General features: G+C 64.7%; 19 protein-coding genes. 3 read left to right on the top strand and 16 right to left on the bottom strand.

Features of this window, described 5'->3' with window-relative positions:
- Nucleotides 1-28: 28 nt before the first annotated feature.
- From LSO07_RS21085 to LSO07_RS21135, 11 genes are all read right to left on the bottom strand, one after another.
- Nucleotides 29-2158 (bottom strand): PAS domain-containing sensor histidine kinase, encoded by a 2130-nt coding sequence (locus LSO07_RS21085; RefSeq protein WP_225317375.1) that lies wholly within the window; start codon nucleotides 2156-2158, stop codon nucleotides 29-31.
- Nucleotides 2155-4767, bottom strand: coding sequence for a chemotaxis protein CheB (locus tag LSO07_RS21090; RefSeq protein WP_151096489.1), 2613 nt, complete (start codon nucleotides 4765-4767; stop codon nucleotides 2155-2157). Before LSO07_RS21090 ends, LSO07_RS21085 begins: the two co-directional genes overlap by 4 nt.
- Nucleotides 4768-4908: 141 nt before the next feature.
- Nucleotides 4909-6330, bottom strand: a complete 1422-nt coding sequence (locus tag LSO07_RS21095) for an efflux transporter outer membrane subunit (RefSeq protein ID WP_191909745.1) — start codon at nucleotides 6328-6330, stop codon at nucleotides 4909-4911.
- Entirely contained in the window at nucleotides 6327-9581 is a 3255-nt protein-coding gene (locus LSO07_RS21100; RefSeq protein WP_151096490.1) for an efflux RND transporter permease subunit, read from the bottom strand. The genes LSO07_RS21095 and LSO07_RS21100 overlap by 4 nt, the downstream gene beginning before the upstream one ends.
- Nucleotides 9578-12697, bottom strand: coding sequence for an efflux RND transporter permease subunit (locus tag LSO07_RS21105; RefSeq protein ID WP_151096491.1), 3120 nt, complete (start codon nucleotides 12695-12697; stop codon nucleotides 9578-9580). Before LSO07_RS21105 ends, LSO07_RS21100 begins: the two co-directional genes overlap by 4 nt.
- Complete coding sequence (locus tag LSO07_RS21110) at nucleotides 12694-14064, bottom strand: efflux RND transporter periplasmic adaptor subunit (protein WP_151096492.1); 1371 nt, start codon at nucleotides 14062-14064, stop codon at nucleotides 12694-12696. Before LSO07_RS21110 ends, LSO07_RS21105 begins: the two co-directional genes overlap by 4 nt.
- A gap of 408 nt (nucleotides 14065-14472) precedes the next feature.
- Nucleotides 14473-15012 carry a GNAT family N-acetyltransferase gene (locus LSO07_RS21115; protein WP_151096493.1) on the bottom strand — a complete coding sequence of 180 codons (540 nt, stop codon included), beginning with the start codon at nucleotides 15010-15012 and terminating at the stop codon, nucleotides 14473-14475.
- A gap of 88 nt (nucleotides 15013-15100) precedes the next feature.
- Nucleotides 15101-16975: a signal peptide peptidase SppA gene (sppA, locus tag LSO07_RS21120; protein WP_151096494.1), complete on the bottom strand. Its 1875-nt coding sequence runs from the start codon at nucleotides 16973-16975 to the stop codon at nucleotides 15101-15103.
- 75 nt (nucleotides 16976-17050) lie between these two features.
- The gene (locus tag LSO07_RS21125) at nucleotides 17051-18529 is read right to left on the bottom strand and encodes a sodium:solute symporter (protein ID WP_151096495.1); all 1479 of its coding nucleotides are present in this window, start codon (nucleotides 18527-18529) and stop codon (nucleotides 17051-17053) included.
- A 69-nt stretch (nucleotides 18530-18598) separates the two neighbouring features.
- Nucleotides 18599-19816: a YeeE/YedE family protein gene (locus LSO07_RS21130; protein ID WP_070255552.1), complete on the bottom strand. Its 1218-nt coding sequence runs from the start codon at nucleotides 19814-19816 to the stop codon at nucleotides 18599-18601.
- Nucleotides 19817-19909: 93 nt separating this feature from the next.
- Nucleotides 19910-21121, bottom strand: a complete 1212-nt coding sequence (locus LSO07_RS21135; RefSeq protein WP_151096496.1) for an MFS transporter — start codon at nucleotides 21119-21121, stop codon at nucleotides 19910-19912.
- 144 nt (nucleotides 21122-21265) lie between these two features.
- Between LSO07_RS21135 and LSO07_RS21140 the strand changes: the two genes are divergently transcribed.
- Nucleotides 21266-21502, top strand: a complete 237-nt coding sequence (locus tag LSO07_RS21140; RefSeq protein ID WP_071076391.1) for a DUF3820 family protein — start codon at nucleotides 21266-21268, stop codon at nucleotides 21500-21502.
- A gap of 8 nt (nucleotides 21503-21510) precedes the next feature.
- On the opposite strand, the gene LSO07_RS21145 is transcribed toward LSO07_RS21140, so the two are convergent.
- Entirely contained in the window at nucleotides 21511-21894 is a 384-nt protein-coding gene (locus tag LSO07_RS21145; RefSeq protein ID WP_070282182.1) for a glutaredoxin domain-containing protein, read from the bottom strand.
- 124 nt (nucleotides 21895-22018) lie between these two features.
- Between LSO07_RS21145 and LSO07_RS21150 the strand changes: the two genes are divergently transcribed.
- The gene (locus LSO07_RS21150) at nucleotides 22019-22546 is read left to right on the top strand and encodes a hypothetical protein (protein ID WP_151096497.1); all 528 of its coding nucleotides are present in this window, start codon (nucleotides 22019-22021) and stop codon (nucleotides 22544-22546) included.
- Between the two features lie 51 nt (nucleotides 22547-22597).
- On the opposite strand, the gene LSO07_RS21155 is transcribed toward LSO07_RS21150, so the two are convergent.
- The 3 genes from LSO07_RS21155 to LSO07_RS21165 form a co-directional block, all read right to left on the bottom strand.
- On the bottom strand, nucleotides 22598-23245 hold the full coding sequence (locus LSO07_RS21155) for a GNAT family N-acetyltransferase (protein ID WP_151096498.1): 648 nt from the start codon (nucleotides 23243-23245) through the stop codon (nucleotides 22598-22600).
- Nucleotides 23246-23310: 65 nt separating this feature from the next.
- Entirely contained in the window at nucleotides 23311-24132 is an 822-nt protein-coding gene (locus LSO07_RS21160) for an APH(3')-I family aminoglycoside O-phosphotransferase (protein WP_151096499.1), read from the bottom strand.
- 16 nt (nucleotides 24133-24148) lie between these two features.
- The gene (locus LSO07_RS21165) at nucleotides 24149-24637 is read right to left on the bottom strand and encodes an Lrp/AsnC family transcriptional regulator (protein ID WP_151096500.1); all 489 of its coding nucleotides are present in this window, start codon (nucleotides 24635-24637) and stop codon (nucleotides 24149-24151) included.
- Between the two features lie 77 nt (nucleotides 24638-24714).
- On the opposite strand from LSO07_RS21165, the gene LSO07_RS21170 reads away from it, so the two are divergent.
- Entirely contained in the window at nucleotides 24715-25602 is an 888-nt protein-coding gene (locus tag LSO07_RS21170) for an EamA family transporter (RefSeq protein ID WP_092606091.1), read from the top strand.
- Nucleotides 25603-25605: 3 nt separating this feature from the next.
- Here the strand turns inward: LSO07_RS21170 and LSO07_RS21175 are convergent, their stop codons facing one another.
- A complete protein-coding gene (locus LSO07_RS21175) occupies nucleotides 25606-26829 on the bottom strand; it encodes an MFS transporter (RefSeq protein ID WP_191909747.1) in 1224 nt (407 codons plus the stop codon).
- Nucleotides 26830-26881 lie beyond the last annotated feature (52 nt).

Here is a 26881-nt window from a genome sequence, read left to right on the forward strand (position 1 = left end):
CAAAAATTAACCCATTGCAATTTCTGTATCAGGCGGCCGGCCGCCCCGTCCCCTGCAAGGGAATCTGCAGGGCCAGGCGGCAACCGGCGCCCGATGCCGGCATGCCGACCTCGAATTGCCCGCCCAGCGCCGTCACCCGCTCGGCGATGCCGATCAGGCCGAAGCACTGTTTCTTGCGCTGCTGCTGCGGCGTGATGCCGATGCCGTTGTCGCTGATGACCATATACACGGCGCAGGCATCCGAGCTGAGTTCGATCTCCACCTGGCTGGCCTGGGCATGGCGCATGACGTTGCTGAGCGCTTCCTGCACGATGCGGAACAGCACGATCTCGACCTGGCTGCCGATGGAGGAAAACAATGCCTCGTCGCGTATCAGCAGCTGGCAAGCGATGCCGCTTCGCTTGCGGAAGTCGCCCACCTGCCACTCGATGGCCGCTTGCAAGCCAAGGTCCAGCGCCATCGGGCGCAGCTCGTTCATGATGCCGCGCACGCTCTTGATGGTGGTGTCGACGTTGCTGAGCACGGCACCGACGCGGCGGTGCAGGCGCGGATGGGAACCTTCCGTGCGCGCGCTGAGCATGGAAATATCGATGCGCAGCGCCAGCAGGTTTTGTCCCAGTTCATCGTGGATATCGCGCGAGATGCGCTTGCGCTCGTCCTCCTTGGCCGTTTCCAGGTGCAGCGCCAGCTGGCGCAGCTGCGCATGCGACTGGCGCAGGGCGCCATCCATCAGCTTGCGTTCGGTGATATCCGTATGCGCCACCACCACCCGCAGCGGCCCTTCGCCGAGAAAGCGGCTGATCCTGGCCTGCGACCAGCGGGGGCCGGCGCGCGTGGCAAACTCATACTCGAGCGCAAACGTGTCCGCATTGCCGGCAATGACAGCGCGGATGCCGGCGGCCAGCTCGCGCCCGGCGCTGCGCTGCCAGCGCGGGTCCAGCTCGCAAAACTCCAGGTAATTCTGCGGTTTTTGCATCTGCCCGACAAAATCCAGGCACGCCTGGTTGGCATGCGCGACGCGGCCCGCCCGGTCCAGCACCAGCACGCGGTCCGTCAATGAATCGATGGTGGCGTGAAAGAAGCGCTCCGCATCGCGCAAGGCTTCCTGCGCCCGCTCGCGCTGGTGCACTTCCAGCTGCAGATGCTGGTTGGCCCGCAGCAATTCGGCCGTGCGGTCGACCACGCGCTGGTCCAGCTCGCGGTGCAGCTCGCGCAAGTCCGCCTCGGCCAGCTTGCGCTCGGTGATGTCGGAAAACACGCCGACGAAATGGCTGATCGCGCCATCCGGGCTGCGCATCGGCGTGATCGACAGCGACTCGACGAAGCGCTCGCCATTCTTGCGGCGGTTCACCAGTTCGCCATACCAGCTGCCATCCTGGTGCAGGCTGCGCCACATGGCTTCATAGAAATGCGGCAAATGCGTGCCGCCGCCGAGGAAGGACGGATCGCGGCCGATGGCTTCCTCCGCCTGGTAGCCGGTAATGGTGGTGAAAGCGGGATTGACGGAAATGATGCGGTTGGCGCTGTCCGTCACCAGCACGCCTTCACGGATACTGTCGAGTATCACAAAAGCGCGCCGCAAGGCCGATTCGCGCGCGTGCTCGTCGCCCAGGTCCGTCACCACCATGCGCGCCGTGGCGCTGTCCGCATCGTAATTGGCTTCGATGCGCACCATGCCGCTCATGCCACCCGCTTCGCCTTCAAACAATTGCGCTTCAAGCACCTGGCGCGCACCGTTGGTAAAGACCGCATCGAGGAAGCGGCGGAAGTCCCCTTGCGCCTGCGGCGCAACGAATTGCTCGAAACGCCGTCCCAACAGCCGGTTCTTGTCGCGCTGCAGCAAGCCGCAGGCCGCCACGTTGACGCGTGTGATGACACCCCCGCGCGCCAGCGAGAAATAGCTGACGGGCGCTTGTTCATACAGCTGCGCATAACGGTCGCGGCTGCTTTCAAATTCATTCTTCAGCTGCTCCAGTTCGGCCAGGGCCGCGCTCTGCATTTCCAGCTCGATCTGGCTGACCTGCAGCTCATGCAGCTGGCGCATCACGTCTTCATTCGACTGCGGCGGCGCTACGGGCTGGCGCTGCTGCGCCGCCAATTGCCCGGCCTGCTCTCGCAATCTGGCCGGCCCGCTCTCCTCGTCGAATGGTTCGCTCATGACGCGCTCTCTCCTGCTTTCCCGTCTGCCACGGCGCCGGCCTGGATCTGGCGCAGCTGGGCTTCCAGTACCTTTGACTCGGTAATGTTAATAAAGGTCACGACCACGCCATCAATGACATTTTCCACCGTGCGGTACGGCATGATGCGCACGTTGTACCAGCGCCCGTTCTTGGTCTGCACCTGCCGCTCGCAAAACACCAGGCTGCGGATGACCTCCAGCGCGTCCACTTCCAGATTCGGGTAGGCGAGGTCATTGACGATGTCGCTGAGCGGACGGCGCAAGTCCGTCTGGATCAGCTTGTAGATTTGCGTGGCCGGCGCCGTGAAGCGGCGGATGCGCAGCTCGCTGTCGAGGAAAATGGTGGCGATATCGGTACTATTGAGCAGATTTTTCATGTCGCTGTTGACCAGCGACAAATCGTCGACCTTCGATTGCAGCTCCGCATTAACCGTGTACAGTTCTTCGTTCAACGACTGCATTTCTTCCTTCGAGGTAGTCAGCTCTTCGTTCGCCGATTGCAGCTCTTCATTGGTCGATTGCAATTCCTCGTTGGCCGATTTCAATTCTTCGCGCGAGGTCTGCATTTCATCGCGTACGGCCTGGATTTCATTGCGTGCCTGGATCAGCTGCTGTTCCAGTTCCAGCACCTTGGGATTCAGCGAGCGGCCCCGGCGCGGGGTGGCGGCCAGCGGCACGCTGGCAAACGTCACGAAGAGCATGCCGCGCAGCGCTTCGGGCTGGCGCAAGGCTTCCGCCGTCAAATCCACGCCCTGCGCCTGCCCTGCGTGATCCTTGAGCAGCAAGCCTTTCAGGCGTACCAGGCTGTCGCTTTGCAGCGCCTGCTTGATCAGACCCGCCAGCTCGTAACGCAGGCCATCGCGCGCCATGGCGTGGATATTCCAGTTGGCCTTGCCTGCCGCCGGCTCCAGGAAGGCGCCCGTGCGCCCGTTGATATACAGGATGTCCCCATCCTGGTTCAGCAGCACGGCCGCAGGCGAATATTTCTGGAGCAATAATTGCTCGACATGGGATTGGATTTTTCCAGTCATGCTGACTTCTCTCGTGTCGCTGGGGGTAGGAGGAGTGGCCGACGATACCTTCGTGGGGAAGTACGTCAGCAAGCGCTGGCGCGCCAGGTTGTCGAGCCGGCGGTACAGCCGGGTCGACGTCGTCAGCGGCGCGAACAGCTCGGAAAAATGTCCGGGCGTGTCGGCGCTGCCCAACAGCAAAACGCCGTCGCGGTTCAAGGCGTAATGAAACAGGGGAATCAAACGCTGCTGCAACTTGGCATTGAGGTAGATCAACAGGTTGCGGCAGCACAGGATATCGAGCTTGGTAAACGGCGGATCGGAAATGATGTTTTGCTGGGCAAAGATGATCATGTTGCGGATCTCTTTCCTGACCAGGTAATCGGTCTTGTCCTGCAAGAAAAACCGTTCCAGGCGCTCGGCCGACACATCGCTGCTGATCGTTGGCGGAAACCGGCCCTGGCGCGCGCGGTCGATGGCGTCGGCCGACAGGTCGGTGGCAAAAATCTGCAGGCTGTACTTCGATGGCGGGTTGCTGCCGGCCACCACTTCATGGAAGACCATGGCCAGCGAATACGCTTCCTCTCCCGTGGAACAGGCAGGAATCCAGGCCTTGAAGGCGCGCCCTTCCGGGTGGGCCGCCAGCATTTGCGGCAAGACCACCATTTTCAGGTATTCCCACACTTTCGGATCGCGGAAAAAATTCGTCACGCCGATCAGCAACTCCTTGAACAGCAAGTCGATTTCCACGCGATTGTTGCGCAGATAGGGAATGTACTCTTCCATCGATGTCATCTGGTACAAGCTCATGCGGCGCTCGATGCGGCGCAGGACCGTATTGACCTTGTAGTCCGAGAAACTGTTGCCCGTATGTTCGGCCAGCAAGGCGACAATTTCCTGCAAAGAATTGCGTCCGCTCGGCTCCTTGCCCGGCAATTCCAGGAAACTGCTGCGAAACAGGTAACTGATGATCTTTTCCGGCATCTTGTCGGGAAAATCCACGAGGTCCACGGCGTCGGCGGCAATGGCGCTTTGCGGCATCATGTCGAACTTGGCCGTATCGGGATGCTGGGCCAGGGTCAGGCCACCGGCCTGCTTGATGGCCTGCAAGCCGCGCGTGCCGTCGCTGCCCATGCCCGACAGGATCACGCCCACGGCCAGTTCGCCCAGCTCGACCGCCAGACTCTCAAAGAAAGCATTGATGGGCAAGCGGTGTCCGCGCAGCTGCAGCGGTTCGCTGAGCAGGAAACGGCCCTTCGACAGGCCCAGGTCGGCATTCGACGGAATCACATAGATATGGTTGGGCCGCAATGACGCCTGGTGCGTGATTTCCGTGACGGGTATGCTGGTGGCCCGCTGCAGCAGTTCCGGCAACAGGGCTTTTTGCGTGGGATCAAGGTGCTGGATCACCACATAGGCGATGCCGCTTTCCAGCGGCACATGGGTCAGGAAAGCGACAATAGGGTCGAGTCCGCCAGCGGAAGCGCCAATGGCCACCACGGGAAAACCAATGGTGGGCGCTTCAGGAACAGTAGGCAGCCTGACCAGACTGGTTTTGCTGCGTTTGCGGGTTATCATCGTCTGCTAGAAACCAGCCTCGGCAAACCTTGCCATGGCCAGCAATTGATAATCTTGCATTCTAGCACTCAAGATGCGCGGCAAAACGCAAATTTGGCGCAGGGATTTGCCCTGCGCCAGCCTGCCCTTTACTCCCGCCCTCTACTGCGCCTGCGGCACATGCCAGCCGCCGCCCAACGACTGGATCAGGGCCACGGCCGTCGTCTGGCGGTCCGCCTGCGCCTGCACCAGCGAACGGCGCGCCGACAGGGCCGTCACTTGCGCCGTCACCACCTCCGTATAGCCGACCTGGCCCGCGTTGTAGCGGTTCAGCATCTGCTGCTCGACCTGGTCGGCCGCCGATGACGCCTGCTGGCGCAAGGCCAGCTGCTCGGCCAGCGCGCGCGTGGCCGACAACTGGTCTTCCACGGCGCCAAAGGCGGACAGCACCGTCTGGCGGTAGCGCGCCACGGCCGCTTCATGCCCCGCCTTGGCCGCATCCACGCTGGCCGTCGTGGCGCCCGCGTTGAACAGGGTTTGCGCGGCCGACACACCCAGCGACCACAGGCTCGACGATGCATTGAACAGGTCGCCCACCTTGCTGGCGCCGGAACCGTAGGAACCCGTCAGGTTCAAGCTCGGGTAATACGCGGAACGGGCGATGCCGATCTGCTCGTTGGCCACGGCCACCCTGCGCTCGGCGGCGGCGATGTCGGGACGGCGCTGCAGCAGGGTCGATGGCACGCCCAGCGGCACGTCCGGCACGGTCAGGGTCCACGGCGCCACGGCCAGGCTGAAGTCGGATGGTGCGCGGCCCAAAAGGATGGCGATCGCGTGTTCGAGCTGGGCGCGCGCGCGCGTCTGACTGGACAGATCGATCTGCGCATTGGCCAGCTGCGTCTGCGCCTGCAGCAGGTCGGACTTGGCGGCGATGCCGGAATTGAAGCGGTTGCCGGTAATCTCGAGCACGCGCTTGTAGCCGTCGATCGTGGAATTGAGCAGCGCGATCTGCGCATCGCTCTGGCGCAGCGAAAAATAATTGGTGGCCAGCTCGCCCTGCGCCGACAGGCGGGCGGCGGCCAGGTCCGCCGCGCTGGCCGCGGCACTGGCGTCCGCCCCCGATACGCCCGCGCGCAGGCGGCCCCAGATATCCGGTTCCCACGAGGCGCCGATGGCGGCCTTGAAGTTGTTGTTCGTCTGCTGCTCGCCCCCGCCGCCGGAACGGGCGCCGCTGCCCGTCAGGTTCACGGTGGGGAACAGCGAGGCGCGCTGTTCGCGCACCAGCGCGCGCGCCTGCTCGTAGGAGGCGATGGCGGCCGCCACGTTCTGGTTCGATACTTCAATGCTGTCGGCCAGCTGGTTCAGCTGCGCATCGCCGAACAGGGTCCACCACGGACCCCGTTCCAGCGTGTCGGCCGGCACGGCCGGCTGCCAGCCTGCCGCCTCCTTGAACGTCTGCGGCGCGACGGCCGTCGGCGTTTCATACGTGGGACTGACGGCGCAGCCGGCCAGCAGGACGGCAGCGGCCAGCGCCAGCAGGTGGCGCGCGGGAACGGTCGATACGATAGGTTTTACTTGCTTCATGATTGTGTGCTCGGGTTATCTGGCCCAGGAATGCGGCTCAATTGCTGCTCGTCGGCGCTGCGCGTGCGCAGCTTGTCGAGCAGGATGTAGACCACCGGGGTAGTCAGCAATGTGAGTAACTGGCTGGCAATCAGGCCGCCGATGATGGCGACCCCCAAGGGCTGGCGTAGCTCTGACCCCTCGCCGAAACCGATCGCCAGCGGCAAGGCGCCAAGCGCCGCCGCCAGGGTGGTCATCAGAATGGGGCGGAAACGCAGCAAACATGCCTCGCGCACCGCCTCCACAGCTGTCAGCCCGCGCGAACGCTCGGCCTCCAGCGCGAAGTCGATGATCAATATAGCATTTTTCTTGACGATACCGATCAACAAAAACACGCCGATCAGGGCGATGATGGAAAACTCCATGCGGAACATCAGCAATGCCAGCACGGCGCCCACCCCTGCCGACGGCAAGGTAGACAGCACGGTGATCGGGTGGATCAGGCTTTCGTACAGGATGCCCAGCACGATATAGATCACCACGATGGCGGCCAGGATCAGCAGCGGCTGCTCCTTGTTGCTGTCCTGCGCGCTCTTCGCCGAACCCTGGAAGCTGCCGCGCACATTCACGGGCATGCCGATTTCCGACTCCGCCTGGGCCACGGCAGCCTGCCCGTCGCTGAGCGGATAGCCGTCGGCCAGGTTGAACGACACGGTGGTGGCCAGCTCCCCTCCCTGGTGGTTGATGGACGTCGCCGTCGAGCTTTCGGCAAAGCTGCTGAACGACGACAGCGGCACCATGCGCGCCAGGGTGGTGGACAGGGCCGAGCCGCTGGACGGGTCGCGCGCCGCCGTCGTGTTGGACGCCGTCGCGGCAACGCTGGTGGTGGCCGTGGCGGCGCTGGCGGTCGTCGTGCCGGTGGCGGCGACGGCGGCCGCATTCGACGCCGGCACGTACACGGAGCGCAGCGCTTCCGGGCTTTGCGCATAGCGGGGCGCCACTTCCATGATCACGTGGTACTGGTTCAGCTCATCGTAGATGGTCGCCACCTGGCGCTGGCCGAAGCTGTTGTACAGCGCATTGTCGATATCCTTGACTTGCACGCCCAGTTGCGTGGCACGGTCCTTGTCGATGCTGACAAAGGTTTCCACGCCGTTTTCCGCCTGGTCCGTGTCCACGTCGATCAGGGCTGGCTGCAGCTTCATCTGGTCGGCCAGCTTGGCCGCCCATTTCTTCAAGTCCGCCTGGTTGTCGCTGATCAGGGTGTACTGGTAGGTCGAATTGCTGGAACGCCCGCCCATGCGCAAATCCTGCACGGGGTTGAGGAACAGCGAGATGCCCGTCACCTTGGCCAGCTGCGGACGCAGGCGGGCGATCACGGCCTGGCCCTTGTCCGTGCGCTGCGACGCGGGTTTCAGGTCGATGAACATGAAGCCGCCCCCTGCCCTGCCGCCACCCGTAAACCCCACGACGGTGGCGACGGCCGGATCGTCCTTGATGATGTCGACCAGCTGGCGCAATTTACTCTGCATGGCCTGGAACGAGATACTCTGGTCGGCGCGCATGCCGCCATTGATCTGGCCCGTATCCTGCTGCGGGAAGAAGCCCTTGGGCGCGGCCGCGAACAGGTACACGTTCAAGCCGACGACGAACACGAGGATGGTCATCACGAGCGCGGCGCTGGACAGGGCCCAGTCCAGGCAATGCTCGTACACTTTCAGCATGCGCTCGAAACCGCGTTCGAACCAGCGCGCGACAAGGCCCGGTGGCTTGTGCTGCTCGCCGCTTTTCAGCAGCCAGGCGCACATCATCGGCGTGGTCGTCAGCGAAATGACCAGCGAAATCATCACGGCGGCCGACAGGGTCACGGCAAATTCGCGGAACAGGCGCCCCACCTGCCCGCCCATGAACAGCAGCGGGATGAAGACGGCCACCAGCGACAGGCTGATCGACAGCACGGTAAAGCCCACTTCGCGCGCGCCCAGCAGGGCTGCCTTGAAGCGGTCCATGCCCGCCTCGATGTGGCGCTGCGTGTTTTCCAGCACCACGATGGCATCGTCGACAACAAAGCCCGTGGCCACCGTGAGCGCCATCAGGGACAGGTTGTTCAGGGAAAAACCCAGTATGTACATCACGCCGAAGGTGCCCAGCAGGGAGACGATGGTGGCCACGGCCGGGATGATGGTGGCGCGCACGCTGCGCAAAAAGGCGCTGACCACCAGCACGACCAGCACGATGGAGAGGATCAGGGTGAACTCGATCTCGTGCAGCGAGGAGCGGATGGAGTTGGTGCTGTCGGACGCCACCTGCAGCTTGATGTCGCCCGGCAGCTGCGCCTGCAGTTGCGGCAGCAGCGCGCGCACGCCGTCCACCGTGGCGATGACGTTGGCGCCCGGCTGGCGCGTGATCAGCACGATGACGGCAGGGTCGCCATTGAACAGGCCCAGGGTATTGTTGTTCTCCACGCCGTCGACCACTTCGGCCACGTCGTCGAGGCGGATGGCGGCGCCGTCGCGCCAGGCCACCACCAGGCTGCGGTAATCGGCGGCGCTGCGCCCGCCCGAAGCCGTCGTCGCGCCCGAATAGATCTGCAGGCTGCGCTCGTCGCCGGAAATCGCCCCTTTCGGGCGGTTGGCGTTGCTGGCCTGGATGGCCGCGCGCACGTCTTCCATCGACACGGCATAGTGATTGAGCTGGTACGGCAGCAGTTCCACGCGCACGGCCGGCAGCGAGCCGCCGCCCAGTTCCACGTCGCCCACGCCTTTGACTTGCGCCACCTTCTGCTGCACCAGGTTCGACACGGCATCGTAGATCTGGCCCGGCGTGCGCGTTTTCGACGTCAGCGCCAGGATGATCACGGGCGCGTCGGACGGATTGGCCTTGCGGTAGGTCGGGTTGCTGCGCAAGGTGGCCGGCAAGTCCACGCGCGAGGCGGCAATCGCGGCCTGCACTTCGCGCGCGGCCGAATCGATCTTGCGGTTCAAGTCAAACTGCAGGTTGATGCGCGCCGAGCCCGTGCCCGACGACGACGTCATCTCGTTCACGCCGGAGATCACGCCCAGGCGCCGTTCCAGCGGCGTGGCCACCGACGTGGCCATGGTCGCGGGGCTGGCGCCGGGCAGGCTGGCGCTGACGGAAATGGTCGGATAATCGACCTGCGGCAGCGGCGAGACGGGCAACACGAAGAAGGCGCCGATACCCGCCAGCGCGATGCCGATGGTCAGCAGCACGGTGGCGATGGGGCGCTTGACGAACGGTTCGGACAGGTTCACGCGGCGCTCCCCGCGTTATCGCCCGGCTTGTCCAGGCTCACGCCACGTGTCTTTGAAGCGAAACGCTGGCCCAGGCGGTCGAAGCCCAGGTAGATGACGGGCGTGGTAAACAGGGTCAGCACCTGGCTGACGATCAGGCCGCCGAAGATGGCCAGGCCCAGCGGACGGCGCAACTCGGCGCCCTCGCCCCAGCCCAGCATCAGCGGCACGGCCGCGAACAGCGCCGCCAGGGTCGTCATCAGGATGGGGCGGAAGCGCAGCAGCGCCGCCTGGTGGATGGCTTCCTGCGGGCTCTTGCCCTCGTCGCGCTCGGCCTCGATGGCGAAGTCGATCATCATGATGGCGTTCTTCTTGACGATGCCGATCAAGAGGATGATGCCGATGATGCCGATCACGCCCAGGTCTTGCCCGGAGAGCATCAGCGCCAGCAAGGCGCCCACGCCGGCCGACGGCAGGGTCGACAGGATCGTCAGCGGGTGGATGTAGCTTTCGTACAGCACGCCCAGCACGATGTACACGCAGACGACGGCGGCCAGAATCAGCCACAGCTGGTTCGACAGCGAGTTTTCATACGCGCCGGCCGCGCCGAGGAAGGTCAGGGTCACCGATGGCGGCAAGGCGATATCCTTTGCGGCCTGGCGGATGGCGTCGACGGCACTGCCCAGCGCCACGCCCTGCGTCGTATCGAAGCCGAGTGTCGTGGCCGGGTATTGCGCCACGTGCGTGATCTGCAGCGGCGCCTGTTTTTCGCTGACGCTGGCAAAGGCGGACAGCGGCGTCGACTTGCCGGAACCCGTGCGCACCTGCAGGTCCGACAGGTCGGACGGCGTGGTGACGATGCCCGGCTGCGCTTCGAGGATCACGCGGTACTGGTTGGTTTCCGTGAAAATCGTCGAGATGATGCGCTGGCCGAAGGCGTTGTACAGCGCGTCGTCGACGGTAGCCGTGGTGACGGACATGCGCGCGGCGCTGTCGCGGTCAATCCCCACGGTGACGGCGGCGCCCGTGGCGCCAGCATCCGTGACGACATTGCGCAGCTGCGATTTTTCGCGCATGCGCGCGGCCAGCTTGCCGGCCCACTCGGTGACGGTGGCCGTGTCGGCCCCTTCGAGCGACACGCGGTACTGCGTCGGGCCCGATTCCGCATCGATGGTCAGATCCTGCGTCGGCTGCAGATACAGGGTCACGCCGGCCACCTTGGCCACGCGGTTGCGCAGGCGCTCCATGATGTCATCCTGGTTGCCGCTGCGCGGACGCTTCAGGTTGATCAGCATGCTGCCCGTATGCAGCATGGTGTTGTTGGCCGCATCCACGCCCACCAGGGAACTCAGGGTATCGACAGCGGGATCTTCCAGCAGCGCGCTGGCGGCAGCCTGCTGCAAGGCAGCCATGCGCTCGTACGAGACGGCTTGCGAAGTTTCGATGCGCGCCTTCAGCTGCCCCGTGTCCTGCGTGGGGAACAGTCCTTTCGGGATGGTGATATACAGGACGACGGTCAGCAGCAAGGTGGCCAGAGCCACCAGCAGGGTCAAGCCCTGGCGTTTCAGCACCCACACGAGCGCATGGTCGTACTGCACGATGACGCGGTCGAGGAAGGCCTGGATGCGCTGGCCCGTGGCGCTGACCTTTTCATCGGCACGGCTTTTCAGCCAGCGCGCCGACATCATCGGCACCAGCGTGAGCGAGACCACGGCGGAAATCAAGATCGTGATGGCCAGCGTCATGGCAAATTCGCGGAACAGCCGGCCCACCACGTCGCCCATGAACAGCAGGGGAATCAGCACGGCGATCAGCGAGACCGTCAGCGAAATGATGGTAAAGCCGATCTGCGACGCGCCCTTCAGGGCGGCGGCCATCGGCGTTTCGCCCTCCTCGATGTAGCGGGCGATGTTTTCGATCATGACGATGGCGTCATCGACGACAAAGCCCGTGGCAATCGTCAGGGCCATCAGCGACAGGTTGTTCAGGCTGTAGCCGAGCAGATACATGACGCCGCAGGCGCCGATCAGCGAGATCGGCACGGACAGGCTGGCGATCACCGTGGCGCGCATGCTGTGCAGGAAGGCGAAGATCACCAGCACCACCAGCAGCACGGACAGCAGCAGTTCCATTTCCACGTGTTCGACGGAAGCGCGGATGCCCGTCGTGCGGTCGCTCAGCACGTCGAGCTTCATGGCCGCCGGCAGGCTGGCCTGCAAGTCCGGCAGCAGGGCCTTGATGGCGTCGACCGTCTTGATGACGTTGGCGCCGGGCTGGCGCTGCACGTTCAGGATGATGGCCGGCTGCTTGCCGGACCAGGCGCCCAGGCGCGTGTTTTCAGCACTGTCGACGACATTCGCCACGTCGGACAGGCGCACGGGCGCGCCATTTTTATAGGTGATGATCAGGCGCTTGTAGTCTTCCGCCGTGACCAGCTGGTCGTTGGCGTTGATGGTAAACGAGCGCGTGGGGCCGTCGAAACTGCCCTTGGCGCTGTTGACGTTGGCCGCCGCGATGGCCGTGCGCAGGCTGTCGAGGCCCAGGCCGTACGAGGCCAGCAACTTGGTGTCGCCCTGGATGCGCACGGCCGGACGCTGGCCGCCCGACAGCGAGACGAGGCCCACGCCATTGACCTGGCTGATCTTCAGCGCCAGGCGCGTGTTGACGATGTTCTGTACCTGCGTCAGCGGCATCGTGTCGGACGTGATGGCCAGGGTCAGCACGGGCGCGTCGGCCGGGTTGATCTTGGCGTACACGGGCGGCGCCGGCAAGTCCGTCGGCAGCAGCGAGCCGCCCGCGTTGATGGCCGCCTGCACTTCCTGCTCCGCCACGTCCAGGGTCTGGCCCAGGGTGAATTGCAGGGTGATGATGGAGACGCCGGCCGCGCTGGTGGAACTCATGCGCTGCAAGCCCGACATCTGCCCGAACTGGCGCTCCAGCGGCGCCGTCACCGTCTGCCCCATGACTTCGGGACTGGCGCCCGGGTACAAGGTCTGCACCTGGATGGTGGGGAAGTCCACCTGCGGCAAGGCGGCCAGCGGCAGGAACTTGAAGCCGACCAGCCCCGCCAGCACGATGGCCAGCATCAGCAGCGCCGTGGCGACGGGGCGCTGGATGAATGGCGTCGATGGACTCATTGCGCTGCGCCCTTCGCGGGGGTTGCCGCCGGTGCACTGGCCGGCGCGGATGCCGAGGCCGATGCGCTGGCCGCGCCGTCAGCGTGCTGGCGGCGGTGGCGGCGTTCGCCGTTGGCGGTTCCCGCGCCCCCTGCGCCGCCCATGGCAGGCTTGTCGCCCGCCAGGGTGACTTTCGCGCCTTCCTTCAGGCGGTCGGCGCCTTCCGTGATGACTTGTTCTCCCGCTTCCAGGCCGGCGCGGATTTCCACCATGTCGGTGGTGGCCTGGCCGCGCGTGACCATGCGCACGGTGACGGTTTTATCCGCTTTCAGCACGTAGACGAAGTCGCCGTTATTGCTGTGACGCAGGGCCGTCACGGGTACCAGCACGGCGCCCGTGATATTGCCCAGCTCCAGGCGCACGTTGACGAACTGGCTGGGGAACAGGGCCATCTTGTCATTCGTGTAGCGGGCCTTGGCGCGCACGGTGCCCGTCTGTACGTCGACCTGGTTGTCCAGCGCGCTCAAGCTGCCCTTGTCCAGGGTATGCGTGCGCGTGCGGTCCAGCGCCAGCGCCGCCAGGGCCGAACCCGAATTCAGGCGCTCCTGGATGGTCTGCACCTTATCCTGCGGCACGGAGAATTCCACGTCGATGGGCGAGAGCTGCGTCACCACCACCACGCCACCCGTATCGCCGGTGCTCACCAGGTTGCCGATGTCGACCACCTTCAGGCCCGCGCGCCCGCTGATCGGCGACACCACCTTGGTGTAGCCCAGGTTCAGCCGCGCCGTGCCTTCGGCCGCGCGGTCCGTCATGACGGTGCCTTCCAGCTGTTTCACCAGGGCGGCCTGCGTGTCGACGTCCTGGCGCGCGATGGAATCCTGGCCCAGCAGGGTTTGATAGCGCTTCAGAGTCAGGCGCGCGTTTTCCAATTGCGCTTCATCGCGCTGGCGCTGGCCCGTGGCCTGCATCAGCGCCATCTCGAACTGGGCCGGGTCGATCTGCGCCACCACCTGGCCCGCCTTGACCATGCCGCCTTCCTTGAATTTCAATTCCTTCAGGATGCCCGACACTTGCGGGCGCACCGTCACGGTGGAGGCGGCCGTCACGGTGCCCAGCGCATCGAGCACCACGGGCAGGTCGGACTTGACGGCCGTGGCCACGCCCACGGTGGTCGAAGGGCCGCCGCGGCGCCCGCCCGGGCCGCCGGGCCCGCCAGCACCGCCAGGACCGCCCATGCCGGGGCCGCCCTGGGCGCTGGTGCCGGAGTGGGTCAGGTACCCGGCACCGCCCCCCAGCGCAGCCATCACGGCCAGCGCGATGACCGTGCCGACGATTTTCGAACGGCGGCTGCGCCGCGGGGTGTTGGGTGTTGTCTGCGAATCCATCGCTTATCCTTGTAGTGGCCGCTGGCACGGCGAGTCTGTGGCGCCGGCCGAGGTGGGACACACTCAGGCCGGACGACCGTTTTTCGGAGTTGTTTCGGTACAAAGCCGGGGGAATCAAGAGCTGAAAATCAGCTGAAAAAACATCGTTCCCTAGCGTGAAACGACTCTAGCATAGTCATGTAACTGTTTCATTTCTACTTGAAACAATTACACACAGCCTGGCAGGCATGGGAGGATCAGGCGGGCCGGCAGGCATGCCGCCCCTGTGGGGGAACGGTGGAAAAATCAGGCTTGCGGGGCGCCGCAGGCGGGCAACCGCGTGGCGAGGGCGACTCGCATGCAGATACAAACTCGCTACAAATCTCCCGCCAGCCGGCTTGACCTGGCGCCGCGCGGGGACGTTTGCGCTTACAGCGCCATGCCGAGGATGACATCCTGATAGTCGGTGCGGCCCACGCGGAAGGTGCGCCGGCCCACCTGCGCAAAGCCGCAGCGCATATAGAACGCCAGCGCATCGTGGTTTTCCGCGTACACGCCCAGCAGCACCCGCCCTGCCCCGCTGGCGCGCGCTTGGCTCAGCGCCGCCTGCATCAGGCGCTGGCCCACGCGCTGGCCCTGGAAGCGGTGCAGCAGGTAGATGCGCTTGATTTCCAGGTCGTCCGGCCGCGGGTCGGCCACCGGCAAGCCGGCGGGGCTGAGCACCAGGTAGCCGACGGGCGCGCCGCCCGGTGTGGCCTCGGCCAGCCACAAGCGCATGGCCGGCAGCGCCAGCCAGTCGCGGTACAGCTGCGCGTCGTGCTGGCGCTGGCAATGGGCGATGACGTCGGCGCCATCGAGGATGCCCGCGAAGGCTTCCAGGAAGGTGGCCTGCCCCACCAGCGCCAGCGCCTGTTCATCGCCCTTCACGCACGGCCGGATGGTGATCGCCGTGTCAATTTCTCCGCTCATGTCGCTTGCCATGCCTTGCTCCTCATCGCTGTCCTGCATATGAAACAAGCCGGGCGAAGCCGGCTTGGGTAGCTTGTCTATGCTGGTGTTACTTGCCGCCCAGGGGCACCTCGCACAGGCAGTGCGTGAGGGCCATGAACGGTTTGTGCTCGCGCGTGATGCCCGACAGCCAGCTCAGCTCCTGCGCCATGCCCAGCGCCGCATCGGCCGGCAAGCCGGTCGTGGCCAGGCCCAGTTTCACGTGCTCGCCCAGCCCCAGTGTGGCCATGGCCTTGGAGCCGAACATGCCGATCAGGCGGTCCACGTTCGACGTTTCCTGCTCCAGGTACGTCACGCGGTAGTCGGCGCCCAGGTTGGCGCGCTTGGCCGCCGAGGCCAGCGCATCGCCATAGCTGCCGATGCGGTCGACCAGGTTGCGCTCCTTGGCCTGCAAGCCCGTCCAGACGCGGCCCTGCGCCACTTCATCGATCTTTTCCGGCGTCGTCTTGCGCGCCTTGGCGGCCAGGTTCAGGAAGTCGCCATACACGTGGTTGATCGAACCCTGGATCACTTGCGCAAAGCGGGGGTCCAGCGGACGCAACGGGTTGCCCGCGTCGGCCAGCCAGGTGGTCGGCGAGCCGGCCGTGTGGATGCCCAGCTTTTCCACCACCTTGTCGGCCGTCGGCAGAATCGCGAACACGCCGATGGAACCCGTGATGGTGGCCGCGTCGGCGATCACTTCATCGGACGAGGTGCTGATCCAGTAGCCGCCCGAAGCGGCCACGTTGCCCATCGAGACGACCACCGGCTTGCCGGCGGCGCGCGTCAGCTCCAGTTCGCGGCGGATCAATTCCGAGCCGAAGGCGCTGCCGCCCGGCGAATCGACGCGCAGCACGACGGCCTTGATCGACTTGTCTTCGCGTGCCTGGCGGATCAAGCGCGAGGTGGACAGGCCGCCGATGGAACCCGGTGCCGCGATGCCGTCGCCGATTTCACCGGAGGCGATGACCACGCCGACGGCGTCGCCGATATGCACGGGGCGCAGGCGCGCCAGGTAATCGGCATAGTTCACCTGGCGGAAATTCGTGCCTTCCGTGTTCTTGGCGCCGCGCGCCATCATGAACTGGCGCAGTTCATCGCGCGTTTTCAGGCCGTCGACCAGCTTGGCGTCCAGCGACAGCTTGCCCAGGTCGCCGCCGGCGGCCGTCATCAGCGCTGGCAGCGCATCGATCGATTGCATGATGGCGCCGGCCGGCAGCTTGCGCGCCTTTTCCACGTCCGTCGTATAGGTGGTCCACAGGCCGTTGTTCAGGTAGCGGTCCGCTTCGGCCGCCGCTTCGGACGGGCCGTTGGCGATGAAAGGCTCGGCCGCGCTTTTATACGTGCCCACTTTCAGCAGGTTCACCGTCACGCCCACTTTGTCGAGCGCGTCGCGGTAGTAATTGCGGTAGCGGCCAAAGCCTTCCAGCATGACGCCGCCCATCGGGTGCAGGAATACCTCGTCGGCCTTGGCCGCCACCAGGTACTGGCGCTGGTTGTAGCTCGAACCCCAGGCCGTGACTTTCTTGCCCGTGGCGCGGAAGCGTTCCACGCCGGCCGCCACTTCGCGCAGCGAAGCGAGGCCGCCGCCCTGCAACTCGTCGAGCAGGATCACCATGGAGCCGATGTTCTTGTCCTTGGCCGCCGTGTCGAGCACCGCCAGCACGTCGCGCAGCTGCACGTTTTTCTTGACTTCGCCGCTGACATTGGCCAGCACGGCCTCGCGCACGCCGCCCGGGGTTTCCTCGACCAGCGGGCCTTGCAAGTCCAGCACCAGGGTGGTCTTTTCCGCCAGGGGCTTGGCGCCGCCGCCAAAGATGGCGATCAGGATGGCGATGACGATCAGCAGGAAAATCAGGTTGATGACCGCGCGGCGGGTGGCGTCCAGCGCGCGCCAGAATGCGCCAAAGCCGCGGCGCAGCGGCGGGAAGGGGTTGAGTGACATTGATGCTCCGTGAGGTTATGTACCTAAAGGAAATCAATATAGCTGAAAATGGCCGCGATCGCCCTGGGATTCGTCTTATTTTGACAAGTGTGCCGCGCCTTGGCCGCCCTGCCCTGGCGGCGTGGAAATGAGGAACAGGCCGCCCAGCACGAGGGAACCATTCAGTATCAGCAATTCCAGGCCGATGCGGTAATGCTCGAACAGCAGCGCCTGCTCCCCTTCGATCAGCGCGCACAGCAGCGGCCCGGCCACGGCCACCAAAGGCACCCAGCGGTCGCGCACGCCGCGCCGGCTGAGCAGGCCGAAAGCGAACAAGCCCAGCAGCGGACCATAGGTATAGCTGGCCAGCTTCAGGATCACGACTATCATGCTGGGATCATCGAGCCATTTGAAGGCCATGATCAGGATCAAAAACAGTGCGGCAAACCCCAGGTGCACGCGGCGGCGCCAGCGCATCTGCGCCGCCGGGCTCAAATCCTGCCTGCGCTGCAGGCCGAGGATATCGATGCAGAAGGTGGACGTCAGCGCCGTCAGCGCCCCATCCACGCTGGGAAACAGGGCGGAAATGAGGGCGATGAAGAAGATCAGCTGCACCACGGCGGGGAAATGCCCGAGTACCACGGCGGGAAACAGTTTATCCCCTGTCGCGGTGACACCCGCCAGCGGCGCATACAGGTGCAGCAAGCCGCCGAGGAAGAGGAACAGCAGCAGCACGCCGGTCAGCACCACGGTCAGGCTGAGCATGTTCTTTTGCGAATCGCGCAAGGTCCGCACGGAAATGTTCTTTTGCATCATCTCCTGGTCCATGCCGGTCATGGCGATGGTGATGAACATGCCGGCAAGGATATGCTTCCAGACATAGGCGGGACTGTCCGGGTCGACGGTGAAGATGCGCGTGAGGCCTTGCGCGCGCATGCGCTCAAGGCTGTCGATGAGGGACAGGTCCATCTCGCGCAGCAGGAACACGCTGCAAATCACGAGGCCCGCCAGCATGCACGCCGTTTGCAGGGTATCCGTCCAGACGATGGTCTTGACGCCCCCTTCATAGGTGTACAGCAGGATCAGCAGCAGCACGACGCACGACGTCAGCCAGAATGGCACGCCCAGGCTATCGAGAATGGTCGCTTGCAGGATATTGACCACCAGATACAGCCGCGCCGTGGCGCCCAGCAGCCGCGACAGGATGAAAAACGCCGCCCCGCTCTGGTAGGAACGCCGCCCCAGGCGCAGTTCCAGGTAGCGGTAAATCGACGTGAGCTGCAGCCGGTAGTACAGCGGCAGCAAGATGAAGGTGATGGCCAGATAGCCCAGCACATAGCCGATCATCAGCTGGATATAGCCGAAACCGTTGCTCCCCACGGCGCCGGGCACGCTGATAAAGGTCACGCCCGTGAGCGTCGTGCCCACCATGCCGAAGGCCACCAGCATCCAGTTGCTGTCCTTGTTGCCGATGAAAAAACTGTCGTTGGTGGCATGGCGCGACGTGCGCCACGCCACGCCCAGCAGGATCAGGAAATACGCGAGGACGACGGCAAACAGGATGAGGGGGGACATGGGCGATGCGCTGGCGACAAAGGGGAACAGGGGCAGAAATATACAGCAAAGCCCCTGATTACGCCGGCGTCAGCAGCCGGTCGGTTTGACTTTCTCCACTTCCAGGCCGAACCACGGACGCAAGCGCGTGCCGATGACGTTGCCGAGGAAGGCGCAGACCAGCCACAGCCAGCCGTGCAGGCTGCCCGAGACGATGCCGCTGAAATACGCGCCGATATTGCAGCCGTAGGCCAGGCGCGCGCCATAGCCGAGCAGCAAGCCGCCGACGACGGCGGCGATGATCGAGCGGCGCGGGATGCGCCATACGGGCGCATAGCGGCCGGCCAGCGCCGCCGCCAGCATGGCGCCCAGCACGATACCGATGTCCATCACGGAAGTCTTGTCTTGCGTCAACGGAGCGGCCAGGGCGGCGGCATTCGCCTTGGTCGACCAGTAAGCCCAGCTGGCCGTGTCGATGCCGACCACGGATGCGGCCTTGGCGCCCCACAGGGCGAACGCGGACGTCACGCCCCACGGCTTGCCCGACAGCGCCAGGGTGGCGAAGTTCAGCACAACGAGCGCAACGGCGCCCGCCACCAGCGGCCACGGGCCGTGCAGCCAGGGTGATGCCTGTGCCGGGCGCAGGGGCGTGGCGACGAGCTTGCCATGGCGGCGCTTTTCCACCAGCACCGTGATGCCGGCGATCAGCGCGAAGACGATCCAGTTCAGTGCCAGCGCGGGCGCCAGGCCCAGGGTCGTCACGAGGGAAATCGGCTGGAGCTGCGGCAGCGCCGTCCAGAACGGCATGTGCGCCGTGCCGATCACGGAGCCGACGATGAAGGCGGCCAGGGTAATGAGCATGCGCGTGCTGCCGCCCCCCACCGTGTACAGGGTGCCGGACGCGCAACCGCCGCCCAGCTGCATGCCGATGCCGAAGATGAAGGCGCCAAAGATCACCGAGGTGCCGGCGGGAGAAACGAGGCCCGCGACGGGCGTGCCGAACAGGGTCCCGGCCGACAGCGCGGGGAAGAACAGCGCCACGCCCACGGCCAGCATCAGCATTTGCGCGCGCAAGCCGTCGCCGCGGCCATCGGCGATGAAGACGCGCCAGGCGGACGTAAAACCGAAGGCCGCGTGATACAGGGTGATGCCGAGCAAGGCGCCCACCACATACAGCGCGGCCTGCTTGATGCCGACCGTGTGCGCCAGGTACCACGCGCCGAGCAGGATGAGCACAAGCGCAACGCCCAGCGGTTTCGGATTGATGGCGGCGCGCAAGCGCAGGGGTGACGTTGCTGTATCGGACATGGGGAGAATGGGCCAGAGGAAGTTAAGCCCTATTCTCGCCCGTTTTGATGTTTTCTGCCAGAAACTTACTGTACAGGCCAGGCCGCCAGAAATTTAATGCCCCACCGCATGGATCGACTTTTCACCGCCAGCACGCACGGGGATGGGATAGCGGCGGTCCAGGCGGCCACTCAAGGCCGTCAGACCGAATGCGCCCAGCACGACGAGGGCGCCGATCCAGCCCGTATGCACGAGACCCAGGTGTTCGACGATCAAGCCGCCGCCCCAGGCGCCGCCGGCGATGCCCAGGTTGAAGGCGGCAATATTCAAGCCCGAAGCCACGTCGACGGCGCGGGGCGTGAAGTGTTCGGCTTGCTGCACGACATACACTTGCAGGCCAGCCACATTACCGAAGGCCACGGCGCCCCACAGCAGCACGGTGATGACGACGAGCACGGGATGCGGCGCCGTGAAGGTCAGCAGCAGCAAGACGGCCGCCAGCAGTAAAAAGATCAGTTTCAGGGCACTGACAGGGCCTTTCTTGTCGGCCAGTTTGCCGCCCCAGATATTGCCGAACGCCACGGACACGCCATACACGAGCATTACCACGCCCACGGCGCCCGCGCTGAAACCCGATACTTGCTGCAAAATCGGCGCCAAGTAGGTAAAGGCGATGAAGGAGCCGCCATAACCGACGGCCGTCATGGCATACACCAACAGCAGGCGCGGCTGGCCCAATACCTGCACTTGCTGCAGCAAGGACGCCGGTTTGCTGTGGGCGATATTCGATGGCACGTACAGCAGGCTGCCGATGAACGCCACGAGGCCCAGGGCCGAGACGGCGAGGAAGGTTTCGCGCCAGCCGAAATGCTGGCCAATGAAGGTGCCCAGCGGCACGCCCGTCACCAGGGCCACGGTCAGGCCCGTAAACATGATGGCAATCGCGCTGGCCGCCTTGTCCTTCGGCACCAGGGACGTGGCGATGGTCGAGCCGATGGAAAAGAACACGCCATGCGCCAGCCCCGTCAGGATGCGGGCGATGACGAGGGTTTCGTAGCCGGGCGATTTCCACGCCAGCAAATTACCCAAAGTAAACAAGACCATCAGGGACAATAACAATGTTTTGCGCGGGATCTTGCCCGTCAGGGCCGTCAGCACGGGCGCGCCGACGGCGACGCCCAGCGCATACAGGCTGACCAGCAAGCCGGCCGATGGCAGGTTGACGCCCAAGTCCGCGGCGATGGTGGGCAACAGCCCGACGATGACAAACTCGGTGGTTCCGATGGCAAATGCGCTGAGGGTCAGCGCGAGCAAGGCAATGGGCATGGCAAACTCCGATAAATGATGTTGGCATGCAGTATCGGGGTTTTCTTTGTTTCGAAAAATACCTCATCAGGCAGAAGATAGTTGCGCACAAATCAACAATAGAGCGGTCTGCTACACTGGCCGCATCCACACGGGATCACCACCATGAATTCAGAAAAACTGGCGCTGCTGGTCACGCGCGAAATGCCATATGGGAAATATCAGGGGCGCTTGCTGGCCGACTTGCCGGGACACTACCTGGGCTGGTTCGCGCGCGAGGGCTTCCCCTCGGGCGAATTGGGCAGCTTGATTGCGCTGATGTACGAGCTCGACCACAACGATTTGCGCGGCTTGCTCGACCCCTTGCGCACGCGCAAATCGCCGTGGCGGCCTGGGGAATAAGGCAGACCTTAAAACTGGCGCACCTTCTTTGCCAGCATGGCGCTGAACTCGCCATTTTCCACCAGCTTTTGCAGCTCGCTGGCGCCACCGATGAGCACACCGTTGACAAAGACCATGGGAAACGTCGGCCAGCCCGTCCACATCTTGAGGGCATTGCGGCGGTGCCACTGGTTCAAATAGCTGCCGTATTGCAGGTACTGGTAGGGCGTGCCCAGCACGTCGAGGATCTTGCGCGCCTTGCGCGGAAACGGATTGAGCGCCATGCCGACCACCACCACCTGGTGCGCGGCGATGGCCGCCTGCACCTCGCGCACGATGTCCTTGTGTTTGCTGCCGATCAAGGGGCGGGCGGCGGGATGGATCTGGGCTTCGTCAAGGATGGCGCGGGTCATGAAAGTCCTGGGGTGAGTGGCACGTGGCGTGCGGATCACGCATTGTGCCATGCGCACTGCGTGGCGTGCGCTACACTGCGCCTCTTCTCTTCTTCACGTGAAATGTATGCCAGCAATCCATCCCATGCTTGAATGGCGCCGCACCCGCCGCCTGATCGGCTCGTTTCTGCTGGCTGCCAGCTGCGCCAGCGCCCACGCCGCGGCCGATCCAGGCCTTGAAAGCGGCTTGCTCCATGCGCTGCAGCTGAAAAAGGGCACCACGGAAAGAGTCGGCACCTCGGGCAAGGCCATCCGGGCCTACATGCGCGAAGGCTACATCGGCAAGCACCCCGACCAGCGCGCCGACTACACCGATTACTACCTGTTGAAAAAGCCCGCCAGCTTCATGGGGCATGAACTGGTGCTCATCGAGGAAGAATACATCACGCAATACATCGGCTGCTGTGTCAGCCCCGGCGCCGGCGTAACGGTGAAGGTGCGCGGCAACACGCAGAAGCTGCAAGCGTTCGCCCGCGCCCAGCGCTGCACCTTGACCGACCCTGTCGATATCCGCCATGCACTGAACGAAGTTGCCATCAAGACCCGGATGCCGAAAGGCCATTACGCGTCACTGAGCTGCCGGGAACGCGATGCCGAACGCGACGAACCGTGAGCTGTGCCATGGCCTGCCAGCATCCACGTACGCAAGTGCAATATCCTGGCCTTACATGATGGTTGCCGTCGAATACGGCGACTGAGTATGCCAGCCCAGGCTCGCATACAATTTCGACCCATCTTCCGTTGCCACCAGCACCCGGCGCGCACCGCCCGACCTTTGCCTGGCCGCCAGCGCGGCCATCAGTGCCCGCCCCAGCCCCCGACGCCGGTGGCCGGCTTCGGTGACGATGCGGTCAAACACAAAGACGCCCGCATATTCCACGGCATGGCCACTGGCGACAACAGCGCCATCGCCGGTCAGAATGCGCGCCGTCGTGATGGCCTGCGACGCCGTGACGTCAAGCAGGTACCCGGCCGGCAGAGCTGGCGCCTGCAACCTGCCTTCATGGGTCATGAAGAACCCTCCGGGTAGCAATTGCCATCGATCCGGCAAGAGGCGGAGCAATTGTTCTCCAGAGCCACACATCTTGATGAAAATATGCGGATGGTCAATCGAGGCCGCCAGCACGCTGATACCTGGCACAGGTCCCGAAAAAACATGGCGCCGGATTTCACCGGGCAAGCCCGTATCGACGCGCCACCCGCCGTGATCCGGCACGGGCAACGCCAAGCCACGGGCAATCGAACGTGCAGCCAGCCAGGCAGCAAGAAGACCAGGCTCAAGCAGACGCGAATTTTCTTGCTCACCCATCATTCGGCTCCCACATTCATCCTGCTGATTATCCCGGAACGCAGGCGGCTGCTACCCGCGGATCGCATTCAAAACAGCTCGTCGAGCAGCAAGTGATATTGCAGCTTGCCTTGATCGGCATCAAGGATCCCATATTGCCGCAACAACCTTTGCTGTAGCGAGGTGTCCAACTCACCGAGACCACGCCAGGCGATGGCCAGGTCCTGATAGCGGTCGGCGACGCCTGCCCGCCCCACATCGATGCAGCCGACGACGGCGCCTTCGTGCAGGAGGATATTGTCCAGCGAGAAATCGCCATGCGTGACGACGAGGTCGGGTGCGAGGGGTAGGCACTCCTGCAGCGCCAGCCACACTTGCTCCGTTGTCCAGCCCGCCCGCCCGGCATCGAAATCGCCCGCATCGACCAGGCCCGCATCGATGCGCTGGCGCGCCTGGGGCAGCCGGACAGCATGTCCGGCGTCGAACGGGCAATCGCTCACGGGCAGCGCGTGCAGGCGGCGCAGGAAGGCCGCCAGCGCGTCGACCACGGCGAAGCCCAGCGCAGGGTTCGCTTCCAGCAGCGCTGACGCCGTTGTGCCTGGGATGGCCGTCATCAGCAGCCATGCCTGGTCCGGGTCTGCCATGCGGGCGAACTCGACCACGGCAGGCACGGGCAGGTATTGCGCCAGCCAGCGCAGGCGCGCCAGTTCATCGGCGATGTCGGCGGCGGCACAACCCCTGCCGTGCTTCAGGTAAAGGTCCGGCACACCGTCCCTGCCATGCAGGCGGTAGACGGCAGCGTCCGACTCGCCGCCGCTGTCGCGCGCCCATTGATAAGCAGCCACGGCGGCGGACAGGCTGGCGGGCATGGCTGCCGTCACGGCGGCTTGCTTGCTTTTGGATAGGCTCATCTGCCTGGCCTTTTCTCTATCCCAGCGGCACGTACAAGCCCATCTTGAGACAGGTCAAGGCCACCGAGGTGCGGTAGCGCCGGATATTGTCGTCGCCGCCGAACAGGCGTTCCGTCAGCGCTTCGTATTCGGCCATGCTGCTGGCGCTTATGATCAGCAGGTAATCGGCCTCGCCCGTGATCCCGTAGCACTGCTGTATGGCAGGCTCGGCCATGATGCGCGCGCGCATGCCGGCCGTGCGCTGCGGGTGCTCGTCGTGCAAATGCACTTCCACCGTCAGGATCAGGGGGCGGCCCAGGCGGCTCGCGTCGAGCACGGCCACTTCATGACGGATCACGCCGCTCTCGCGCAGGCGGCGGATGCGCCGCTGCACGGCCGGTGCGGACAGGTGCACAGCCTGGGCGATTTCGCGCTGCGAGGTCGTGTTATCGCGCTGCAAGATATCGAGGATCGCCAGGTCGAAGGTATCGAGGGCAAGGGAAGGCGTGAGCGAAAGTTGCGTCATGAAGGTCAAAATGCAGTGCAAATATCGGAGCAGACACAATAAACTTTCGCTATTCCGATATCAAGCCTTTTATCACCATGCCATTACGCCGCTATTCCTCGTTGATTCCCCTGCTGGCCATCCTCGGCTCCGTCACCTGCCTGGGACTGGGCACGTCATGGGCCAAGCACAGCCTGTTCCCGCTCGTGGGCGCACAGGGCACGACGGCCGTGCGCGTGGGCTTTTCCGCCTTGCTGCTGTTGCTGTTCTGGCGCCCGTGGCGCTGGCAGCTGAGCCGCGCCGACCTGCGCACCGTGGCCCTGTACGGCGCGGCGCTGGGCTTGACGAACCTGTGCTTCTACATGGCCTTGCGCACGATTCCGTTCGGCATCGCCGTGGCGATCGAGTTTTCCGGCCCGCTGGCCGTGGCCCTGCTCGCCTCGCGCCGCCCCATCGACTTCGTCTGGGTGGCCCTGGCCGTGGCGGGACTGGCGCTGCTGCTGCCGCTCGGCCACGACGTCAGCAACCTCGATCCTACTGGCGTGCTGTTCGCCCTGGGCGCCGCCGTCTGCTGGGCCTCGTATATCGTCTTTGGCAAGCGCGCCAGCCATTTGCATGCGGGCCACTCCGTGTCGCTGGGCCTGGCCATGGCGGCCCTGGTGGTGGTGCCCGTCGGCGTGATGCACAGCGGCGCCGCCCTGCTCTCGCCTGTCGTGCTGGCCGTGGGGCTGGGCGTGGCCCTCATTTCCAGCGCCATCCCGATCTCGCTGGAAATGGTGGCCCTGAAGCGGCTGACGCCGCAAGCGTTCGGCATCATGAGCAGCATGGAACCGGCCGTGGCTGCCATGCTGGCGTACATCCTGCTCGACGAGCGCCTCGGTGCCGGGCAATGGCTGGCCATCGCCATGATCATGGCGGCATCGATGGGCAGCTCTTACATGGCGCAGCGCCAGAAACGGGCGCCGGCCGCCGCCGTGCATACCTGAACCTCAGTGCGCGGCCGCACCCGCCACATGGGCGGCCAGGTTCTTGCGCGCCAGCCACGCCAGCGGCAGCAAGGCGAGCAATGCGGCAGCCACGCCGGCCCACGGCGACGAGGCCATCAACTGGCGCGAGACCATCAGCGCCCCCAGCATGGAGCCGAAGGAAATGCCCAGGTTGAACGCGGAAATGTTCAGGCCCGAAGCGAAATCGACGGCTTGCGGCGTATAGCGCTCGGCCGTGGCCAGCATGCCGGCCTGCAAGGCGGGCGACAGGCCGAAGGCGAACACGCCCCAGACGAACAGCATCGCCGTCATCATCCATGGCGAGCTGATGCTCAAGGCAACGCCCGCTTGCGTGACGGCCAGCAACAGCAGCAGCGCACGCAAGGCCTTTTGCCAGCCCAGGTGGCTGGTCAGGTAGCCGCCCGCCAGGTTGCCGGCAAAGGTGGCGACACCAAACACGATCAGCAAGGCGCTGGCCATGGTGGCGGAAAACCCCGTCACATCCGTCAGGATGGGCGTAATAAACGTGAACGCGGCAAAGCTGCTGCCAAAGCCGAACGTCGTCACCGCCATCATGGTGAGGATGGGGCCACTGCCGAGGGCCGCCAGCTGCGTCATGGCCTTGCCGCCCTTGCCTTGCTGTAAGCCGGCCGGCAGCCAGCGCGCCATTGCCGCCAGACCCAGCGCAGCCAGTACGGCGACGGCAAAGAAGGGCAAGCGCCAGCCCATCAGGTTGCCGAGGAAGCTGCCGAACGGCACGCCGATCACCATGGCCAACGTCAGGCCCGCAAACATCACGGAAATCGCCCTGCCCGCCTGCGCCTTGTCCACCAGGCTGGCGGCCACGGTGGCGCCGATGGCAAAGTAGGTGCCGTGCGCCACGGCCGTGATGACCCTTCCCAGCAGCAACAGTTCAAACGTATGCGAAAAGGCGGCCAGCAGGTTACCGGCCAGGAACACGCTCATCAATCCCAGCAATGCCGCCTTGCGCGGCAGGCGCGACATCAGCAGCACCAGCAGCGGCGTGCCGATGGCCAGCGCCAGCGCATACAGGCTGACCAGCGAGCCGGCCGACTCGATGGAAATGTGCAAATCCTTGGCAATGGTCGGCAGGATGCCGACGACGATGAATTCGGTGACGCCGATGGCAAAGGCGCCGACGGCCAGCGCCAGCACGCCGGGCGGCATCTTGCTGGCTGAAGGGGAAACAGGGCTTGCGGTGGTCATGGTATTTCTCCGGCAGAGTTCAAGCCAGCCAGTGTATCGATGGAAACGCTTT

Source organism: Janthinobacterium sp. PLB04 (assembly GCF_021165895.1).
GTDB lineage: Bacteria > Pseudomonadota > Gammaproteobacteria > Burkholderiales > Burkholderiaceae_D > Janthinobacterium > Janthinobacterium lividum.

What these genes read in the sequence shown, in the direction of transcription:
- LSO07_RS21085 (WP_225317375.1), bottom strand. Translation starts at nt 2,158, where the DNA reads ATGAGCGAACCATTCGACGAGGAGAGCGGGCCGGCCAGATTGCGAGAG.
- LSO07_RS21090 (WP_151096489.1), bottom strand. Translation starts at nt 4,767, where the DNA reads ATGATAACCCGCAAACGCAGCAAAACCAGTCTGGTCAGGCTGCCTACT.
- LSO07_RS21095 (WP_191909745.1), bottom strand. Translation starts at nt 6,330, where the DNA reads ATGAAGCAAGTAAAACCTATCGTATCGACCGTTCCCGCGCGCCACCTG.
- LSO07_RS21105 (WP_151096491.1), bottom strand. Translation starts at nt 12,697, where the DNA reads ATGAGTCCATCGACGCCATTCATCCAGCGCCCCGTCGCCACGGCGCTG.
- LSO07_RS21110 (WP_151096492.1), bottom strand. Translation starts at nt 14,064, where the DNA reads ATGGATTCGCAGACAACACCCAACACCCCGCGGCGCAGCCGCCGTTCG.
- LSO07_RS21115 (WP_151096493.1), bottom strand. Translation starts at nt 15,012, where the DNA reads ATGAGCGGAGAAATTGACACGGCGATCACCATCCGGCCGTGCGTGAAG.
- sppA (WP_151096494.1), bottom strand. Translation starts at nt 16,975, where the DNA reads ATGTCACTCAACCCCTTCCCGCCGCTGCGCCGCGGCTTTGGCGCATTC.
- LSO07_RS21125 (WP_151096495.1), bottom strand. Translation starts at nt 18,529, where the DNA reads ATGTCCCCCCTCATCCTGTTTGCCGTCGTCCTCGCGTATTTCCTGATC.
- LSO07_RS21130 (WP_070255552.1), bottom strand. Translation starts at nt 19,816, where the DNA reads ATGTCCGATACAGCAACGTCACCCCTGCGCTTGCGCGCCGCCATCAAT.
- LSO07_RS21135 (WP_151096496.1), bottom strand. Translation starts at nt 21,121, where the DNA reads ATGCCCATTGCCTTGCTCGCGCTGACCCTCAGCGCATTTGCCATCGGA.
- LSO07_RS21140 (WP_071076391.1), top strand. Translation starts at nt 21,266, where the DNA reads ATGAATTCAGAAAAACTGGCGCTGCTGGTCACGCGCGAAATGCCATAT.
- LSO07_RS21145 (WP_070282182.1), bottom strand. Translation starts at nt 21,894, where the DNA reads ATGACCCGCGCCATCCTTGACGAAGCCCAGATCCATCCCGCCGCCCGC.
- LSO07_RS21150 (WP_151096497.1), top strand. Translation starts at nt 22,019, where the DNA reads ATGCTTGAATGGCGCCGCACCCGCCGCCTGATCGGCTCGTTTCTGCTG.
- LSO07_RS21155 (WP_151096498.1), bottom strand. Translation starts at nt 23,245, where the DNA reads ATGATGGGTGAGCAAGAAAATTCGCGTCTGCTTGAGCCTGGTCTTCTT.
- LSO07_RS21160 (WP_151096499.1), bottom strand. Translation starts at nt 24,132, where the DNA reads ATGAGCCTATCCAAAAGCAAGCAAGCCGCCGTGACGGCAGCCATGCCC.
- LSO07_RS21165 (WP_151096500.1), bottom strand. Translation starts at nt 24,637, where the DNA reads ATGACGCAACTTTCGCTCACGCCTTCCCTTGCCCTCGATACCTTCGAC.
- LSO07_RS21170 (WP_092606091.1), top strand. Translation starts at nt 24,715, where the DNA reads ATGCCATTACGCCGCTATTCCTCGTTGATTCCCCTGCTGGCCATCCTC.
- LSO07_RS21175 (WP_191909747.1), bottom strand. Translation starts at nt 26,829, where the DNA reads ATGACCACCGCAAGCCCTGTTTCCCCTTCAGCCAGCAAGATGCCGCCC.